At 62.3% G+C, this 16500-nt stretch carries 19 protein-coding genes; 16 read left to right on the top strand and 3 right to left on the bottom strand.

Annotated elements, in window-relative coordinates:
• Nucleotides 1–251: 251 nt before the first annotated feature.
• Together ACTNFJ_RS07940 and ACTNFJ_RS07935 are read left to right on the top strand one after the other, a co-directional pair.
• Nucleotides 252–731 carry a hypothetical protein gene (locus ACTNFJ_RS07940; RefSeq protein WP_435905821.1) on the top strand — a complete coding sequence of 160 codons (480 nt, stop codon included), beginning with the start codon at nucleotides 252–254 and terminating at the stop codon, nucleotides 729–731.
• Between the two features lie 7 nt (nucleotides 732–738).
• The gene (locus ACTNFJ_RS07935) at nucleotides 739–2355 is read left to right on the top strand and encodes a serine hydrolase (RefSeq protein WP_435905820.1); all 1617 of its coding nucleotides are present in this window, start codon (nucleotides 739–741) and stop codon (nucleotides 2353–2355) included.
• 48 nt (nucleotides 2356–2403) lie between these two features.
• Here the strand turns inward: ACTNFJ_RS07935 and ACTNFJ_RS07930 are convergent, their stop codons facing one another.
• Nucleotides 2404–3852, bottom strand: coding sequence for an MFS transporter (locus ACTNFJ_RS07930; protein ID WP_444711772.1), 1449 nt, complete (start codon nucleotides 3850–3852; stop codon nucleotides 2404–2406).
• Between the two features lie 152 nt (nucleotides 3853–4004).
• Complete coding sequence (locus ACTNFJ_RS07925; protein WP_435905818.1) at nucleotides 4005–4601, bottom strand: TetR/AcrR family transcriptional regulator; 597 nt, start codon at nucleotides 4599–4601, stop codon at nucleotides 4005–4007.
• A gap of 182 nt (nucleotides 4602–4783) precedes the next feature.
• Between ACTNFJ_RS07925 and rraA the strand changes: the two genes are divergently transcribed.
• The gene (gene rraA, locus ACTNFJ_RS07920) at nucleotides 4784–5257 is read left to right on the top strand and encodes a ribonuclease E activity regulator RraA (RefSeq protein WP_435905817.1); all 474 of its coding nucleotides are present in this window, start codon (nucleotides 4784–4786) and stop codon (nucleotides 5255–5257) included.
• Between the two features lie 42 nt (nucleotides 5258–5299).
• On the opposite strand, the gene ACTNFJ_RS07915 is transcribed toward rraA, so the two are convergent.
• On the bottom strand, nucleotides 5300–6196 hold the full coding sequence (locus ACTNFJ_RS07915; protein WP_435905816.1) for an NUDIX domain-containing protein: 897 nt from the start codon (nucleotides 6194–6196) through the stop codon (nucleotides 5300–5302).
• Nucleotides 6197–6382: 186 nt separating this feature from the next.
• On the opposite strand from ACTNFJ_RS07915, the gene infA reads away from it, so the two are divergent.
• The 13 genes from infA to ACTNFJ_RS07850 all read left to right on the top strand — a co-directional run bounded on the left by infA (nucleotide 6383) and on the right by ACTNFJ_RS07850 (nucleotide 16476).
• Nucleotides 6383–6604 carry a translation initiation factor IF-1 gene (gene infA, locus ACTNFJ_RS07910; protein WP_025133723.1) on the top strand — a complete coding sequence of 74 codons (222 nt, stop codon included), beginning with the start codon at nucleotides 6383–6385 and terminating at the stop codon, nucleotides 6602–6604.
• A 69-nt stretch (nucleotides 6605–6673) separates the two neighbouring features.
• Nucleotides 6674–6787 carry a 50S ribosomal protein L36 gene (rpmJ, locus tag ACTNFJ_RS07905; protein WP_009199219.1) on the top strand — a complete coding sequence of 38 codons (114 nt, stop codon included), beginning with the start codon at nucleotides 6674–6676 and terminating at the stop codon, nucleotides 6785–6787.
• A 159-nt stretch (nucleotides 6788–6946) separates the two neighbouring features.
• Nucleotides 6947–7315, top strand: coding sequence for a 30S ribosomal protein S13 (gene rpsM / locus ACTNFJ_RS07900; RefSeq protein ID WP_435905815.1), 369 nt, complete (start codon nucleotides 6947–6949; stop codon nucleotides 7313–7315).
• Between the two features lie 45 nt (nucleotides 7316–7360).
• Nucleotides 7361–7759 (top strand): 30S ribosomal protein S11, encoded by a 399-nt coding sequence (rpsK, locus tag ACTNFJ_RS07895; protein WP_435905814.1) that lies wholly within the window; start codon nucleotides 7361–7363, stop codon nucleotides 7757–7759.
• A gap of 168 nt (nucleotides 7760–7927) precedes the next feature.
• Nucleotides 7928–8914 carry a DNA-directed RNA polymerase subunit alpha gene (locus ACTNFJ_RS07890; RefSeq protein ID WP_435905813.1) on the top strand — a complete coding sequence of 329 codons (987 nt, stop codon included), beginning with the start codon at nucleotides 7928–7930 and terminating at the stop codon, nucleotides 8912–8914.
• A gap of 46 nt (nucleotides 8915–8960) precedes the next feature.
• Nucleotides 8961–9521: a 50S ribosomal protein L17 gene (gene rplQ / locus ACTNFJ_RS07885; RefSeq protein ID WP_435905812.1), complete on the top strand. Its 561-nt coding sequence runs from the start codon at nucleotides 8961–8963 to the stop codon at nucleotides 9519–9521.
• A 99-nt stretch (nucleotides 9522–9620) separates the two neighbouring features.
• Nucleotides 9621–10460, top strand: coding sequence for a tRNA pseudouridine(38-40) synthase TruA (truA, locus tag ACTNFJ_RS07880; RefSeq protein WP_435905811.1), 840 nt, complete (start codon nucleotides 9621–9623; stop codon nucleotides 10458–10460).
• Between the two features lie 136 nt (nucleotides 10461–10596).
• Nucleotides 10597–11043: a 50S ribosomal protein L13 gene (gene rplM, locus ACTNFJ_RS07875; RefSeq protein ID WP_435905810.1), complete on the top strand. Its 447-nt coding sequence runs from the start codon at nucleotides 10597–10599 to the stop codon at nucleotides 11041–11043.
• A 34-nt stretch (nucleotides 11044–11077) separates the two neighbouring features.
• Complete coding sequence (gene rpsI / locus ACTNFJ_RS07870) at nucleotides 11078–11554, top strand: 30S ribosomal protein S9 (RefSeq protein ID WP_433646007.1); 477 nt, start codon at nucleotides 11078–11080, stop codon at nucleotides 11552–11554.
• A 14-nt stretch (nucleotides 11555–11568) separates the two neighbouring features.
• A complete protein-coding gene (glmM, locus tag ACTNFJ_RS07865; RefSeq protein ID WP_435905809.1) occupies nucleotides 11569–12918 on the top strand; it encodes a phosphoglucosamine mutase in 1350 nt (449 codons plus the stop codon).
• Between the two features lie 7 nt (nucleotides 12919–12925).
• Nucleotides 12926–13471 carry a hypothetical protein gene (locus tag ACTNFJ_RS07860; RefSeq protein WP_435905808.1) on the top strand — a complete coding sequence of 182 codons (546 nt, stop codon included), beginning with the start codon at nucleotides 12926–12928 and terminating at the stop codon, nucleotides 13469–13471.
• Nucleotides 13472–13534: 63 nt separating this feature from the next.
• A complete protein-coding gene (locus tag ACTNFJ_RS07855; protein ID WP_435905807.1) occupies nucleotides 13535–15622 on the top strand; it encodes an ATP-binding cassette domain-containing protein in 2088 nt (695 codons plus the stop codon).
• Nucleotides 15619–16476, top strand: a complete 858-nt coding sequence (locus ACTNFJ_RS07850) for an ECF transporter S component (RefSeq protein WP_435905806.1) — start codon at nucleotides 15619–15621, stop codon at nucleotides 16474–16476. The genes ACTNFJ_RS07855 and ACTNFJ_RS07850 overlap by 4 nt, the downstream gene beginning before the upstream one ends.
• Nucleotides 16477–16500: the final 24 nt, after the last annotated feature.

Raw genomic sequence — 16500 nt, 5'->3', positions numbered from 1 at the left:
ATGCTTCTCTGAGGAAGCCATTTCTGGCTTCCGAAAGGATGCGCAGCGCGGCTCTGTTCGCGCTGTGAGTGCGGTGACGGCCGTGGGCCGGAGCGGCTCCTGTTTTTCGGGAGAAGCGTCAGCGACGCTGATGCTTCTCACCATTTTCGTGCGCTCATCGTTCACAAACCGTTATCCGCCTGGACTGTCCGAAGTCTGGACTGGCTGGCAATATGTGACTGAGGCAGGTCAATGTTGAGACGGAGTTCACCATGCAGGCTGCGCGGTTCACCACACATCTCGCCACTGCGACAGTTGGCTCACTTTTGCTCCTGGGGCTTACGAGCTGCGCCAACCCCATAGATCAGTTGGTGCAACAGGGCACTGAGCAGGCGATTGAACGCATCGCTGAAGAGTCAACCGGTGGACAGGTTGACCTCGATACTGGAGGCGGCGCGGCGCTCCCGGAAGGATGGCCAGACATTCCCACCCCTGACGGTGAGGTTCAAATGTCAATGAAGTCGGCAGACACGATGACGGCAACGTTCCTCACTGACCAGGCCGAGGTTGACCGTTTGCTCGAAGAATTTCGCTCAGCGGGGTACGAGGGTGAAGCCACGATGGACATGGGGGACATGAAGGTGTATTCCTTCACGGGCCTGGAGTGGTTCGTTGGCTTTACCATCATGGTCGACTCGGACGACAGCTCGAAGGTTTCTGTCTCCTACGTCGTGACACCGGCAGCTGGGTAGCCGGTTAGTGGTGAAATCGCGTATCTGTCCGGCACTTGCCGCCATCCTCCTCGTCGCGCTCGTGCTCACTGGTTGCGGATCACCGGCCACAAAGCCCCTAGCGGTGAGCGCCGGAGAGACGCCCAGTTCTGACGCAGTAGCTCTCCCGGGCGAGCTCGACGAACAGGTTCAGCGTGCGCTCGAGCAGCTTCCAGAGATCGCGCAGCAGGGGCTGGACTCGACTGGTGTTCCGGGAATGTCGATCGCCGTCGTGTTCCGAGACGAAGTGGTCTTTGCTGAGGGATTTGGGGTGCGTGAGGTTGGAACAGACGAGGGGATCACCCCCGACACCGTCTTCCAGATTGCTTCCCTCTCCAAACCGCTGTCGGCGACGGCAGTCTCCGCAGCAATCGCCGATGGTGATGTCTCGTGGGAAACCCCAATTCGCACGCTCTTGCCCGAGTTTGAATACTCCGACCCCACGGTGACCGAGCTAGCCACCATTGGTGATGCGTTTTCGCATCGAACGGGACTCAGCACGGGCGCGGGCGACGATCTCGAGGATCTGGGTTTTGACCGAGACACGATTCTGCAGCGTCTCCGTTTTCAGCCCCTTGACGACTTCCGATCCACCTACCACTATTCGAATTTCGGGCTCACAATCGGGGCGGAAGCCGTCGCGGTTGCCCGCGGACAGGAGTGGGCAGACCTCGTTGCCGAACTCGTATTTGATCCGATCGGTATGGAATCGACGAGTGCTCGCCATGACGATTACCTCTCGCACCCCGATCGTGCGCTGCTGCATGCGGTGATTGATGGAGAATTTGTCGCCGCATTCGATCGGGACCCTGACGCTCAGGCCCCCGCGGGAGGGGTCTCATCGACAGCGAACGATCTCGCCCAGTGGCTTCGAGTGCTGCTCGACGACGGAGCGCTCGACGGCACGCAGATTGCGGATAGCGACGCACTCGTCGCGGCCATGAGTCCGCAGATAGTGTCGAGTCATCCAGGTGCCGGAATTGAACGGCCTTCGCACTATGGCCACGGGTTCAATGCTTCCCCTCTGGTAAGCGGGCGGATGTCTATCTCACACTCGGGTGCCTTCGTGCTGGGAGCTGCAACCAATTTCCAAGTCGTACCTGAACTTGACCTAGGTATCGTCGTGCTGACTAACGGGGCACCAGTGGGGCTTCCCGAGGCAGTTACCGCCTCATTCCTTGATCTCGTCCAATTCGGAGACATTACGCGTGACTGGGTCGCTGATCTTGGAGCCTTCTTCGGCCCGATGACCGGGCCCGCCGGCGATCTTGTCGAGGTCGATCGCCCGCCAAGCCCCGAACCTGCGCCCTCCGACCCGAGTGTCACCGGTCTGTATGTCAGTGACTACTTCGGATCGCTTGAAGTAGAACGAGACAGGGGCGCTCTGATCGCGCGGCTTGGCGCGGAGGGGAGTGTCGCACTTGAGCTCGAGGAATGGGACGGTGCAACCTTTGCCTACTCGCCATCCTCGGAAAGCGCGCCGTGGGGGTCTCTTTCGACCGCGACCTTCGAACTTGACGGAGACGGGAAAGCATTAAGCCTCCGGCTCTCCTCGTTTGACGAAATGGGTCTCGGCACGTTTACCCGCGTGTGGCTGGAACGCTGAGTATATGGACCGAGTTCCTCGTGCCAATTCGCCCCACGGTTTGTGGGGTTAGTGCCGCACTGCCGAGATATCCGTTCCGCGTGGCGTCAGGAGGAACACGGCGACTGCGATCCCGATCATGATCAGCCCGCCGATGATTCCGGTGACCTGCATCGAATGGGTAAAGGCGATGCCGGCTTCATTCGCAAGATCGGCGATCCCTAGCTCATCGCCGATCGCTACAGCTGACCCGAGCGATTCTGCGGCGCTCTGAGCCAGGGAAGGGTCAATCTCAGACAGCAGATGCCCACCGGAGAACTCAGCTCGATACAGCAGTGCGGCGATGCTTCCGAGCACCGCTACTCCGAGCACGCTGCCGAGTTCGTAGGAAGTTTCCTCTAGTGCGGCTGCGCTCCCCGCCTTGTCTTCAGCCGTCTCGTACATAATCATCGCGGAACCGATCGCGAGCGACCCGGATCCTGCTCCGATGAGAATGAGCGCGAGGAACACCGTAATTATCGAGAGCTGGCCGGGCTGCACCCCGATAGCGAGGAGCCCAAGCCCAGCAGCCGCGACCCCGCCGGAGATGACCGCTCGTGCGCCGAGCCACCGGGCCAGCGGCGGCGCAACGAGCGATGCGATTGCGCCCGAAATCGCGGCAGGAAACAATCGTATGCCGGCCTCAACTGGGCTTGCTCCATCAACCAGCTGCATCCACTGCGCAAGGAGTAGCAGGGCCGCGCCGAGCGCGAACATCGAGCCCAAGGCGGCGATAATTCCTGCAGAGAAGGTTCGACTCTTGAATAGTCGAATCTCGAGAAGCGGGGAGGTGCGCCTGAGGCATCGGGCACCGAACCATGACAGCAGGGCGGCCGCAAGGAGCAGGGCGATCCACCCCTCGAGCACCAGGAAGCTCGAAGCCTTGCCAAAGGTTTTGATCGCCCAGACGAGCAGGATCATGCCGAGGAAGGAGAGCGCTGCTCCGATCCAATCCCAGCTGCCGGGGTTCGTGACCCGCGACTCTGGGAGTAACCAGAGCCCTGCGATAAAGGCTGCGATCATGAGCGGTACATTGACGAGGAATGCAGCGTGCCAACTGAAGTTCTCGAGCAGTAGCCCGCCGACGAGCGGGCCGACTGCTGCCCCGAGCGAAGAGACTGCGGCCCAGATCCCGAGTGCCGACGCTCGCTCGCGTGGGTCGACAAACATGACACGAATGAGCGACAGGGTCGTTGGCATGATCATCGCCCCGCCGACGCCGAGCAGTGCGCGTATGGCGATTACTGACTCTGGTGTGCTCGCCCAGAGCACAAGCACCGAGGTGGCGCCGAAGATCACGTAGCCGAGCATCAGCATGCGCTTGCGCCCCCAACGGTCGGCAATTGCGGCCCACGAAACGAGCAGTCCTGCGAGTACCAGCGAGTAGATGTCAACGATCCACAGCAATTGGTCTGAGGTGGGTCGCAGCGACGCAGCCATGTCGGGTATCGCGATGTTCAGGATGGTCATGTCCATCATGAGAACAAGCAAGCTAGCAGTCAGCACGCCAACGGCGGCCCACCGGCGCGCACGGGAGCTCTGGAGCGAAAGAAGGGTAGGGGAAGTCATTTAAGGGGTCCTGGGTGAGGGTGATGCTGGGTGGGGCGACGAAGGCGTGCGGCCGCGTCCGGTTACGAAGGGGCCGGAGGGAGCGGCATGCTCGTAATTGCTCGGAAGGCGCGCGCGAGCTGCTCGCGACTGAGCGGCTCGTCGTGCAACGAGGCATGCATAACGGCGCCGTCGTAGAAGATCGCGGCGATCTCAGCCCGTTCGGAGCCTATGTGTGCGGTGAGAAGTTCGACCAGGCGGTCGTACCACCGCAGCGCAATTGCGCGAAGGTGAGGATCAGTCGCCGCGCTCGTCACCAGCGCTATATCCGCGTGCACCTGCCGGCGATCGCTCAAGAACTGGTGCATGAGCTCAGCGAAGCGCTCGGGTGCCGCGTCAAAATCGGAGAGCGCCTGCTCTGCCTCGCGCAGTCCGTCTTCAAACTCGGTAGCGAGGTGGTGCAGCGCTGCCTCACGCAACTCGTCTATTGAGGCGAAGTATTGAGTAGTCGAGCCAAGCGCGACCTGCGCGCGCGTCGCTACCATGCGATGGGTCAGACGAGCGGGGCCTACTTCAACGATGAGTGCTGCCGCGGCATTGAGGATAGCCAGTCGCCGCGCATGAGGGTCGCGCCGCCCCGGTGCTAGCGCCCGCTCCGGAAGTTCCATTTCCGCTGGCATCGCTGTCCCTCCTGTGCTCAGATTTATTGTTTGACTGACTGCTTGGAAATGTACATTTGTTCATGTACATATGTACACGAAAAATGAAATGTTGGCAACTTACCGCAGAAGGCGGGGTAGCGTGGAAGCATCTCCGCCTTCCGCGGCGAACATCGGAAAAAGTAGAGACATCAGGAGCACAGATGAGCGACACCATCAGTACGGCGGACCTGTATGACGAGCAGGGAGCGAGCCTGCAATCGGTATCGTTGCAGTTTCAAGACGTGGGGGGTGTGACTGGCTTTACCGGGCCGATTCGCACCGTACGGTGCCATCAAGACAACGCGTTGGTGAAGGCGACACTTGCCACCGCAGGGGATGGCGCAGTGCTAGTGATCGACGGTTCGGGATCGCTGGAAACGGCCCTGGTGGGCGACATAATTGCCGCACTCGGAGTTGATAACGGGTGGGCGGGAATCATCGTGAACGGCGCGATCCGCGATCGGGTCGCGCTGGGGACGCTTCCTATTGGGGTGAAAGCGCTTGGGTCAAATCCGGCGAAGTCCGCCAAAGACGGAGTTGGAGAGGTCGATGTCGAGGTAAGTTTCGGGGGAGCGGTGTTTCGTCCCGGCGCCGTGGTGTGGTGCGACGCGGATGGAATTCTCGTCGAACGATGACCCGGCCAAGCCAGGTGCCCTGATCAGGAGATGATTCCGACTTCAGGGATCGTGAGGGAGGTCTGGAAGCCTCCGCAGTAGCTTCTGTGCACCGCGTTTCGTGGCGCCCAGGGAGGTGACGCGGCTTTGTAGCTCCTCGTCGCTGGTAATCACCGTGACCCGTCGCCCCTCGTGCACCAGGAGGCTGGTCTCTTCCACGATCGTGTCATCTCCGAGCCCGGGTGCGTCAACTACTCGCACGCCGGTAACAGAGTCGTTCCCCCGTCCCGCACCCTCCGCTACAAGCACCCATAGGGGGAAGGCCCGATCTATCCCAGGCACGTCGTGCTGGGTGAGGCCGAGCAGGCCGGCGGGAGAACCCTGGGAGGCCAAGAGTGCCAGGCGGTCTCGCAGGCGTGCGTTTGCCCCTCGCCGATCCTTCCACCACCCGTCGGGCACTGCACCCACCACGTTCGCCGCATCGACGACGATGGCTGGCCGTGGGCAGAGCAGGGGCCGAAGAATGCCCCAACTGTCACCGAATGCCGGGTGCAGTGGATAATCGGCCACTTGGTCGACCGGGACCCAGGCGAGTGCGTGACTTTCGGCATCGGTGATCTCTGGGTGAAACGGAGTGGTGACCTCGGCGATGACAGTCGTGTATTTCCAACCCCCACGATTGAGAACGTGAGTGTACGTCGGAACGGTCGCCTGAGTGGGGACGCCCGCCTCTTCGAGCGACTCGCGTTTTGCGCCCGCGATGGCACTCTCGCCTTCATGTTTCGCACCGCCGGGAATTCCCCAGGTGCCTCCATGATCACTCCAGCTCACGCGGTGTTGCAACAAGATGCCCTTTGCTGGATCGTGCACGAGTAAGCCTGCAGCTCCAAAGCGACCCCAGTAGCGCTGCCCATCAGCCGCAGTGACCCAAGCATCGCCCGTGTTTCTCGTGTCGCTCATGAGCTCAGCGTATCGGGGGCATCCGGGCTTCAACGAGTCACGCATTCCGATCCCTCAACTTGAATTCTGCGGAGAAGCGAGATAGGATTTCTCTTTGGTGCTTTGCGCCTGTTTTTGCGTTCCCGCGAGAACTGGCATCGAGCATTCGCAAGATCAGCATTCACCCACTGAAGCGATAGTGAGGCTATGGCCAAGAAAGACGGCGTCATCGAGATCGAGGGCCAGGTTGTCGAGGCTCTTCCCAACGCAATGTTTCGCGTTGAGTTGACCAACGGACACAAGGTTCTCGCCCACATTTCGGGCAAAATGCGTCAGCACTACATCCGTATCCTCCCTGGAGACCGCGTGATCGTAGAGTTGACCCCCTACGATCTGACCCGTGGCCGCATCGTCTACCGCTATAAGTAGGTCGCTGAAAAGTAACGGCCCGCGGAATCCCGCGGGTACGAGGACAGCGAACACATTAAAGGAACCATCATGAAGGTCAAGCCCAGCGTTAAGAAGATCTGCGACAAGTGCAAGGTCATTCGCCGCCACGGTCGAGTCATGGTGATCTGCGAGAACCCGCGTCACAAGCAGCGCCAGGGCTAATCCCTTCGCTCACGGGTGCGGGGCCGTAGGCCCGATCCACAACTGAATATCTGATCAGCGCATCGAAGAACCCGCGGCCGCAAGGCTCAGGGGGACACCTCGGGCGGAGGCCCGAACCCCCGGTGCGCACCACACCTCCACACCACGCAAGGAGCCAGCATGGCACGTCTCGCAGGAGTAGACATCCCACGCGATAAGCGCGTTGAGATTGCACTCACTTACATTTACGGCGTTGGTCGCACCAGCGCCCTGAAGACTCTCGCCGATACCGGCATCGACGGGAACATCCGGGTAAAGGATCTTTCCGACGATCAGCTCGTTGAACTTCGCGACTACATCGAAGGAAACTTCAAGGTAGAGGGCGATCTGCGCCGTGAGGTCGCCGCAGACATCCGGCGCAAGGTCGAGATTGGTAGCTACCAGGGTATCCGTCACCGCAAGGGCCTGCCTGTGCACGGTCAGCGCACCAAGACGAACGCTCGTACCCGTAAGGGTCCGAAGCGCACCGTCGCCGGTAAGAAGAAGTAACCGTAGGTTCCGCGACCAACACACAGAGCTTTCAGGAGAATATAAATGGCTGCACCAAAGAACGCGGCGCGCAAGCCGCGTCGTAAAGACAAGAAGAATGTCGCTGTGGGTCAAGCCCACATCAAGTCGACGTTCAACAACACAATCGTTTCGATTACTGACACCACGGGTGCTGTAATCAGCTGGGCCTCTTCGGGTGGCGTCGGCTTCAAAGGCTCGCGCAAGTCGACTCCCTTCGCCGCGCAGCTCGCTGCAGAGTCCGCTGCGCGCAAGGCGCAGGAGCATGGCATGAAGAAGGTTGACATCTTCGTAAAGGGCCCCGGTTCGGGCCGGGAAACCGCGATCCGTTCACTGCAGGCTGCTGGCCTAGAGGTCGGTTCCATCACCGATGTGACGCCACAGACGCACAACGGCTGCCGTCCGCCTAAGCGCCGTCGCGTTTGAGTTTCGCGGTGCGTTGACTCGCGCTGAGAGCAATTCCTCGCCCTCATCGTGAGTCGCACCCGGGCGGTCTTCGCCTCGGTTCTGCGCACCGGAAGCTACCGACGTTCCATCCCACCTCCCCATACCGCATGAGTCATATAGCGGACTCCAGCGAAAGGAACCACCACAGTGCTCATTGCACAGCGCCCCACTCTGACGGAAGAGTCAATCTCCGAGTACCGCTCGCGCTTCGTGATCGAACCCCTTGAACCGGGCTTCGGTTACACTCTCGGCAACTCGCTCCGCCGCACCCTGCTTTCATCGATCCCCGGCGCCGCTGTTACCAGCGTTCGGTTTGAAGGTGTCGCGCACGAGTTCAGCACGATCACCGGTGTCACCGAAGACGTCACCGAGATCATCCTGAACATCAAGGCCCTCGTCGTCTCGAGCGAGCACGACGAGCCGATCACCGCTTACCTGCGCAAGACTGGCGCTGGCGAGGTCACCGCGGCTGACATTTCAGCTCCGGCTGGCGTCGAGGTGCACAACCCGGAACTCGTGATCGCCACGCTTGGTGATCAGGCCCAGTTCGAGCTCGAACTCACCATTGAGCGTGGGCGCGGTTACGTTTCTGCCGCGCAGAACCGGAACGAGGACGCAGAGGTCGGCCGAATTCCGGTCGATTCGATTTACTCGCCCGTGCTGAAGGTCACCTATCGTGTGGAAGCCACGCGTGCTGGTGAGCGTACCGACTTCGATCGTCTCGTCGTTGATGTTGAGTCGAAGCCAGCGATCACCCCGCGAGATGCCATCGCGTCTGCCGGTTCGACACTCGTCGAGCTGTTTGGTCTCGCTCGCGAGCTCAACACCGCTGCAGAGGGTGTCGAGATCGGGCCCGCTCCGGCAGAGGTTGTCGTTGATGGCGAGCTCTCGATCCCGATTGAGGATCTGGACCTCTCCGTTCGCAGCTACAACTGCCTGAAGCGTGAAGGCATCAACACGGTGAGCGAGCTTGTTGCGCTCTCCGAGGCCCAGCTGATGAACATTCGTAACTTTGGCCAGAAGAGCGTTTTTGAGGTGCGCGACAAGCTCACTGAGATGGGCCTCTCGCTGAAGGATGCCGTGCCCGGCTTTGACGGCGCACAGTTCTACAGCTACGAAGACGACGTCAACTAGTACGCGGTCGTTTTCGACCCACACTTTTCATTCAACGGAGTAAACAATGCCTAAGCCCAACAAGGGCCCCCGCCTCGGAGGCGGACCCGCCCATGAACGCCTGCTGCTCAACCAGATGGCCTCACAGCTGTTCGAGCACAAGCGCATCCAGACCACCGAAACGAAAGCCAAGCGTCTGCAGCCCGTCGCGGACCGTCTTGTACAGTTCGCGAAGCGCGGTGACCTGCACGCGCGTCGTCGAGTGATGCGTCAGATTCTGGACAAGTCGATCGTGCACGAGCTTTTCACCGAAATTGCTCCGCTCGTCGAGCACCGTCAGGGTGGATACACGCGTGTCATCAAGACCGGGTTCCGCAAGGGCGACAACGCCCCGATGGCCGTGATCGAGCTCGTGCTTGAGCCCGTGACGCCGAAGCAGAAGAAGTCTCGGAAGGACGATGCGGCCGAGACTGCGGCTCCGGTCGAGACGACGGCTGAAGAAGTTGTCGAGGCTGACTCGGCCACGGCAGAAGAGGCTGAGGTCTCTGAGGTCGAGGCCGGCGAAGAGACCGCTGCTGCTGAGGCCGCGTCAGACGCAGCCGAAGAAGCAACCGCCGACAAGAAGTAATTCCAGTTGGCAAAAGCCGAACGCTCCGCGGGTGTCTCGACCCCGGGGCGTTCGGCTTTTCTGGCGCACATGGTGTCGAGGATGGAAGGTTAGCGGGGAGTGCACGGCACGGGCAGCAGCGTTCGTCTGCGACTTGACATTGGCTATGACGGCACAGACTTTCACGGTTGGGCGGCGCAGCCTGGGTTGCGCACAGTCCAGGGCGAGCTCGAGGCAGCACTGGCTGTGGTGCTTCGGAGCGCCGCAGGTTCACCGGCGCTGACCGTCGGGGGCCGCACCGACGCCGGAGTGCATGCTCGGGGCCAGGTCGCCCACGTTGATGTGCCGCGCGAACTCGCTGCGGGACTCATGGCCAGACGGCTGAATGGAGTGCTTCGGCGAGGAGCGCCCGACATTCAGGTGCATGCCGTGAGCGAGGTTCCCGCTGAATTCGACGCCCGGTTCTCTGCCTTACGTCGACGCTACGAATATCGTTTGCGAGACCCGAAGACGAGGCGTGATCCGCTGACAGCTCGCTTCACGGCGGACGTGCCGCGGCCGCTTGAATTCCCTCTTCTGCAGCACGCCTCGGACGAACTACTCGGGCTCAACGACTTCACGACTTTTTGTAAGGCGCGTGAGGGCGCGACTGCGATCAGAGAGCTACTCAGCTTCGAGTGGCGCCAGGCCGACGACGGAGTCTATGCGGCGCATCTCGAGGCAGACGCCTTTTGTCACTCAATGGTGAGATCACTGGTCGGAGCCGTAGTCGCGGTAGCGAGTGGGCGGATCACCATCGCCGAACTGGGCGAACTGCGCGAGGCACGCGCACGCACGAGTCGGTTTGCCGTAATGCCTGCGCACGGTCTGAGCCTTGAAGAGATTTGTTACCCTGCCGAGGCTGAACTGGGCCGCCGCGCCAAAGAGACGCGGGCCCGGCGCGCTGTAGCAGAGAAGTGAACTGTGCTAGGATTGATCTTTGGTGCGTCAGCATCCGAATTGTTGAGCCCTCCACGGTCGCTGCACTCGGGAAACCGGGACAGGGCATCGGAGCGGGATTCACGACACCTCCATTTCGATAGAAAGCAGCACGCTAGTGACTCGTACGTATTCACCGAAGGCCGCTGAACAGAAGCACGATTGGCTCATTATTGATGCCACTGACGTGGTTCTCGGACGCCTCGCTTCCCAGGCCGCCGCGCTCCTGCGGGGTAAGCACAAGACCACCTTCGCTCCTCACATGGACATGGGTGATCATGTGATCATCATTAACGCGGCGAAGGTCGCGTTGACCGGAAACAAGGCAGCGCAGAAGAAGGCGTACCGTCACTCGGGATACCCGGGCGGCCTTCGCTCGGTGACCTACAGTGATCTGCTGGAGAAGAACCCAGATCGCGCCGTCGAAAAGGCTATTCGCGGCATGCTTCCGAAGAATTCCCTTGGTCGCGACCAGTTCCGCAAGCTGAAGGTCTACTCGGGCTCCGAGCACCCCCACGCGGCGCAGAAGCCGACCCCCTTCACCATCGGCCAGGTCGCGCAGTAACGCGGCTCGAAAACTTTAGAAAAGAGAACTTCAAGTGACTGAAGAGACCGTGGCCGTCGAAAGCTACACCACCGAAACGCCTGCGAATCAGGCCGCCGAAAAGGCGCCCCGCCCCGCACTGACCGTCCCCGGCGCAGCCGTAGGGCGCCGCAAGCAGGCCATTGCCCGCGTGCGCCTCATTCCCGGCGCTGGCACCATGACCGTCAATGGGCGCGAGCTTGCCGAGTACTTCCCGAACAAGCTGCACCAGCAGCTCATCACCGACCCGTTCACCGTGCTTGACCTCGTCGGTTCGTATGACGTCATCGCGCGTATCGACGGTGGTGGCCCCTCGGGTCAGGCCGGTGCGCTGCGCCTTGCTATCGCCCGTGCGCTGAATGAGATTGATGCAGAGCACAATCGCCCGACACTGAAGAAGGCGGGCTTCCTGAGCCGCGACGCGCGTGTAATCGAGCGCAAGAAGGCTGGCCTCAAGAAGGCTCGCAAGGCTCCGCAGTACTCCAAGCGTTAATCAACGCTCAAAATATGGCACGCCTATTTGGCACGGACGGGGTCCGGGGCCTAGCTGGGGTCGATGTGACCGCCGAGCTGGCCCTGGGCCTCGCCCAGTCTGCGGCCTTTGTTCTCGGCCGGGCTGCGCGAGAACAGAGTCGCCGAGCCGTTGCGGTGGTCGCTCGTGACCCCCGCGTCTCGGGTGAGTTCATTTCAGCCGCAGTGGCGGCAGGTCTGGCCTCTGCCGGTATTGATGTACTCGAAGCTGGTGTGATACCCACTCCGGCGGCTGCCTATCTGGTCGCGGATTCGGGTGCAGATTTCGGGGTAATGGTTTCGGCCTCACATAACCCGGCTCCAGATAACGGCATTAAATTCTTTGCCGCTGGCGGGCGCAAGCTCGCCGACGAGGTCGAGGATGCGATCGAGGCCGAATTGGGGCGTCCGCACGGTGGGTTCACTGGCCGTGAGGTTGGGCGGATCCGCCGCTTTGCAGATGCAGAGGATCGTTATCTGGTGCATCTGCTCGGAACACTTGACGGCCTGAGCCTCGCCGGTCTTCACGTCGTGCTCGATTGTGCTCACGGAGCTGCCGCCGGTATTTCTCCCGACGTCTTCACCGACGCCGGTGCCCGGGTGACCGTTATTGGCAATTCGCCCGATGGATTCAACATTAATGACGGTATCGGTTCGACACACCTGGGGCCGCTGATCGCGAAGGTGCGCGAGACCGGTGCGGATATGGGTATCGCCCACGATGGTGATGCTGATCGATGCCTCGCGGTTGATGCCGACGGCCAGGTGATCGATGGTGACCGCATTATGGCCATCCTCGCGCTGTCAATGGCGCGCCGCGGCAAGCTTGAACACAACACCCTGGTCGCCACGGTCATGAGCAATTTGGGGCTCAAGCTAGCGATGGCTAACAACGGGATCGACGTGGTCGAGACCGGCGTCGGCGACCGATACGTGCTCGAGAAGCTGAATGCCCACGGGTATTCCTTGGGCGGTGAGCAATCGGGTCACGTGATCATGAGCGAGTACGCGACTACCGGCGACGGAATTCTGACCGGACTGCACCTTGCCGCCGAGATGGTGCGCACTGGAAAGTCGATGGCTGACCTGGCGAGCTGTATGACCGTGTACCCGCAGGTTCTCGTAAACGTTCGTGGAGTGGACCGGAACAAGGTTGCGGCAGATGACGTGCTGCAGCGAGCCGTGACGCAGGCCGAGATAGCGTTGGGTGGTCGCGGCCGGATTTTGCTGCGACCTTCGGGCACGGAGCCCGTAGTGCGTGTGATGGTCGAGGCAGAGAGCGAAGCGCAAGCTCAGCAGCTCGCCGACGACCTTGCAGATATCGTGCGCGCTCGTCTTGCAATCTAGGAGAACCATGCCGATCTCATCATCGTCCCAACCGAAACGCGTGTTCGGCACAATCGCTGGGCTCGCGGCGGCTCTCGTGTTAGCAGGCTGTGCCGCGGAATCCGCCCCCGCACCCTCGGAGTCCGACTCCTCAGCCACGAGCGTACCCGGGGCAGCGGAGTGCACTGGGGTGTCAGTCGTCGTCGAATTTGGCAGTCTCGAGGCTGAACCGATCACGGAGTGTGCTGACGTGAGCGAGCCCATCACCGCAGTTCAGGCGTTCGAAGCAGCGGGTGTCGAACTCACCGAGGGGCAGGCGTATCCCGGATCGATTTGCCGCGTTGAAGGGGAGCCTGCGGCCGACCGTGAGTTGAGCTATTCGGGCGAGCGCTACACCGAGAATTGCTCCGCCATGGGCCCGGTCTGGGCTTACTGGGGTTTGTTCGTGGATCTTGGTGCCGGGTGGGAGTACGCACAGGAGGGCGCCGCGACACAGCTGGTCGAACCCGGTCAGGGCATTGCATTCGCATGGCAGTTCGGTGACACCACCGATCCGCAGATACCCGCAGCCTAGATTGTGACCGTCACCCCGGGGGGTAAACTTGGCCCGGGAGCTCGACCATCGTCCGCACGATATTTGGCGCATCCGGGCGTAATCTGGGGACTCGCCCTTGTCGCAGCGGTCGCTGGTGCGGTCGCTCCCGCGCCCTGGTTGCAGATCGGAATTATGGCTGCGGGACTGCTCGCATGCCTGCTGGCCGCAAGAATTCATGCGCCCGCACTTCGCTTCGGCGTGTGGGGTGCCATCGTCTTCGTCGCTCTACGCATCGTCTATCGCGTGCTCTTCGCCCCGGTGATCGAGCCGCCAGAATCCGCGATAGTGATCTTCGCCCTCCCCACGCTCCCACTCGGCGGACCGTTCCAGGGAATTTCGCTCTTCGGAACGCTCACCCTTGACCAGCTGCTCTCCACGCTGATAGAGGCAAGCAGATTCGCGGTAGTCTTCGTGGTCTTTGGAGCGGCAAACGCGCTGGCCGATGCCCGAACGCTGCTTGCCGGAGCCCCGCAGCCGTTCCTGCCGGTCGCTACCTCGCTCGCGCTCGCCCTCGGAAGCGTTCCGGCACTTTTGCTCGCCGGGAAGCGGGTGGATCGCGCGGCCCGCATGCGGGGAGAGCGGAGGGGGCCCAGGCTGCTCATCCCCGTGCTCGAACAAGCGGTCGAGCGTGCAACCACGCTGGGCGCCTCGATGGAGTTGCGCGGCTACGGCGCGAAGCGGCCGCGGTCAGGGCAAGACAGCCACGTTGTTGACCCGCTCGTGCGAGTCGACGAACTCACCGTTTCCCACGGTGGGCGGGTGATCCTCGATCGGGCATCCTTCGTGCTGCGCGCGGGGGAGCTCTCGCTCATTACCGGGCCCACGGGAAGCGGAAAGTCGAGTCTTCTTGCGGCGCTCGCAGGCCTGACGCCCAGCTATACCGGAGGCAGCGTCACCGGTGACGTGCGCATCGCTGGCATCCCGGTGCTGGGTGAGGGGGTGGATCCGCGCCCGGCGCGGGTCACTGGCATGCTTGCGCACGTGCCGCAGCGCGTAGAGCACTCCTTTCTCGCGGAAACAGTGCGCGCGGAACTAGAATTCGCTCCTCGAAGCCAGGGGCTCACCGATATTCAGCTCGGGAACATCGTTGACACCGCGCTGCGCCAATTCGATCTTGACCACCTTGCCGGGAGAGAACCCGGCACGCTCAGCGCAGGGGAGGCAACACGGCTCGCGCTGGCCTCTGCGGTGACGGCCAAGCCGCGCGTCCTCCTGCTGGACGAGCCGATCGCTGACCTCGATCCGCACTCGCTTGCTGTGGTCCAGGCCGCGTTGCAGACGTTACTCGAACAGGGGTGCGCAGCGCTGGTCGCCGAGCACCGCCCGGAGGCGCTTGCAGGGCTCGGGGCGACGTTGCCGGTGCAGTGGCTTCACCTGAACCGCGGGCGGGTGATTCTCGCGAAGCCGAGTCTCGGCTCTGCCGATTCGGTGAGCTTGCCCGCACGTATGACGCCCTCGGCGGGTCTGGACCCTTCGAGTCTTGTGGCCACGGAAGACGTCTTGCCCGTGGGTGACCCGCTGGTGCTCGCGCGCGATCTGGTGATCACGCGCGGGGGGAGGGAGCTGCTCCGGCTCAACGAGCTCACCGTGAATTCGGGTGAAGTGACCCTGTTGCGCGGAGTAAACGGCAGCGGGAAGACGAGTCTGCTCGAAGACATCGCTTTGCCGCCGGGAGCTCGCGGCGGAGGCCGGGCGGCCGGTTGCGCCCTGGTGCCGCAGCGGGTCGACGACCTCCTGATTCGGGACACGATCGAGGCGGAGTGTGACTTCGCCGATCGCCGCGCGGGTGCGCCGACCGGCGATACGTTGCGCCGTTTCGCAGCGCTTATCGCCAGGCCGGCGGTAATCCCCGCGCCACACACTCATCCGCGCGATGCTTCGGCGGGCACCCGGCTCGCGTTGGCCATTGCGGTGCAGCTCTCCGGCGCTCCTCGAGTGCTCCTGCTCGATGAGCCGACGCGCGGTCTTGATCTCGACGCACGACGACGATTGGCAACCCTCCTCGCGGAACTCGCCTCTGCTGGCACCGCGGTGATGCTTGCGACCCACGATGACGCCTTCGCAGGGCTGCTTGCTGGCGTCGGTGCGAGGGTCCGTGCGCGCAGCCTCTCCGACGGGCAGGTCTCGTGAACGGCAGTGCGCACGTTGAGTCATCTCCGGAGAGTCCGACACCGGACAGCCGGTCATTTGGCATCTGGAAATTTGTTCGCTCACGCAGACCCTCGCGGCTGTACAGTGCGGCGCTTCTTACGCTCGTCAGTCTGGGCGCGCTTGCCGCCTTCATCTGGCCGTTTCTGGCAGCTGCGGTGCCCGGAGACGCGCGCGGCGCTGTGCCCGCACTCTCGCTCGCCGCAGTGGTCGTCCTTGCGGCAGTGCTGATCGTGGCGTTGTCGGAAGGCGCCACCGGCGCGATGCTGGTTGCCATGCTCGGCACGCTCACCGCGGTCGGCATGGTCATGCGCTTTCTGGGAACTGGGTTCGGGGGATTCGAAACCGCTCTCATCTTGCTGATCTTGGCTGGTCGCGCGTTTGGACCCCGCTTTGGGTTTCTGCTCGGGGCCACCGTGATGCTGGGTTCTGCGCTGCTGTGGGGCGGGGTCGGCCCGTGGCTCCCGTTCCAAGTTTTCGCCGCGGGGTGGGTCGGCGCTGGTGCGGGGCTCATTCCCGGTAGACGGCGGATCGCCGGTTCGCGCGGCTCCCTGCCCGAGTTGGCAACGCTGGCTGTGTACGGAGTGTTCGCCTCGTACCTCTTCGGTCTGCTCATGAACGTTTGGTTTTGGCCCTTTGCAGTCGGCAGCAACACGAGCATCTCGTACGACGCGGAGGCCGGTATTGGCGCGAATCTTGTGCGATTTCTGAGCTACTCACTCGTCACCTCAACTCTGACCTGGGACACGGTGCGGGCGATCACCACCGCCGTGGGAATTCTGCTGATCGGCCGTCCTGTGCTGGCGGCACTGCGCCGTTCAGCGCTCGCGCGCTAGGCTCTGCGCAGTCCCGCTCCCGAG

Origin of the sequence: Leucobacter shiyiweii (genome assembly GCF_052446065.1) — a bacterium.
GTDB lineage: Bacteria > Actinomycetota > Actinomycetes > Actinomycetales > Microbacteriaceae > Leucobacter.
The sequence above is the reverse complement of the archived record's forward strand: the minus strand, read 5'-3'. Positions and strand labels throughout refer to the sequence as shown.

Excerpts from the sequence above, each read along its gene's own strand:
- ACTNFJ_RS07940 (WP_435905821.1), top strand. The coding sequence starts at position 252 with ATGCAGGCTGCGCGGTTCACCACACATCTCGCCACTGCGACAGTTGGC.
- rplQ (WP_435905812.1), top strand. The coding sequence starts at position 8,961 with ATGCCTAAGCCCAACAAGGGCCCCCGCCTCGGAGGCGGACCCGCCCAT.
- rpsM (WP_435905815.1), top strand. The coding sequence starts at position 6,947 with ATGGCACGTCTCGCAGGAGTAGACATCCCACGCGATAAGCGCGTTGAG.
- ACTNFJ_RS07915 (WP_435905816.1), bottom strand. The coding sequence starts at position 6,196 with ATGAGCGACACGAGAAACACGGGCGATGCTTGGGTCACTGCGGCTGAT.
- rpsK (WP_435905814.1), top strand. The coding sequence starts at position 7,361 with ATGGCTGCACCAAAGAACGCGGCGCGCAAGCCGCGTCGTAAAGACAAG.
- ACTNFJ_RS07925 (WP_435905818.1), bottom strand. The coding sequence starts at position 4,601 with ATGCCAGCGGAAATGGAACTTCCGGAGCGGGCGCTAGCACCGGGGCGG.
- glmM (WP_435905809.1), top strand. The coding sequence starts at position 11,569 with ATGGCACGCCTATTTGGCACGGACGGGGTCCGGGGCCTAGCTGGGGTC.
- infA (WP_025133723.1), top strand. The coding sequence starts at position 6,383 with ATGGCCAAGAAAGACGGCGTCATCGAGATCGAGGGCCAGGTTGTCGAG.
- ACTNFJ_RS07930 (WP_444711772.1), bottom strand. The coding sequence starts at position 3,852 with ATGATGGACATGACCATCCTGAACATCGCGATACCCGACATGGCTGCG.
- rpmJ (WP_009199219.1), top strand. The coding sequence starts at position 6,674 with ATGAAGGTCAAGCCCAGCGTTAAGAAGATCTGCGACAAGTGCAAGGTC.
- rraA (WP_435905817.1), top strand. The coding sequence starts at position 4,784 with ATGAGCGACACCATCAGTACGGCGGACCTGTATGACGAGCAGGGAGCG.
- ACTNFJ_RS07860 (WP_435905808.1), top strand. The coding sequence starts at position 12,926 with ATGCCGATCTCATCATCGTCCCAACCGAAACGCGTGTTCGGCACAATC.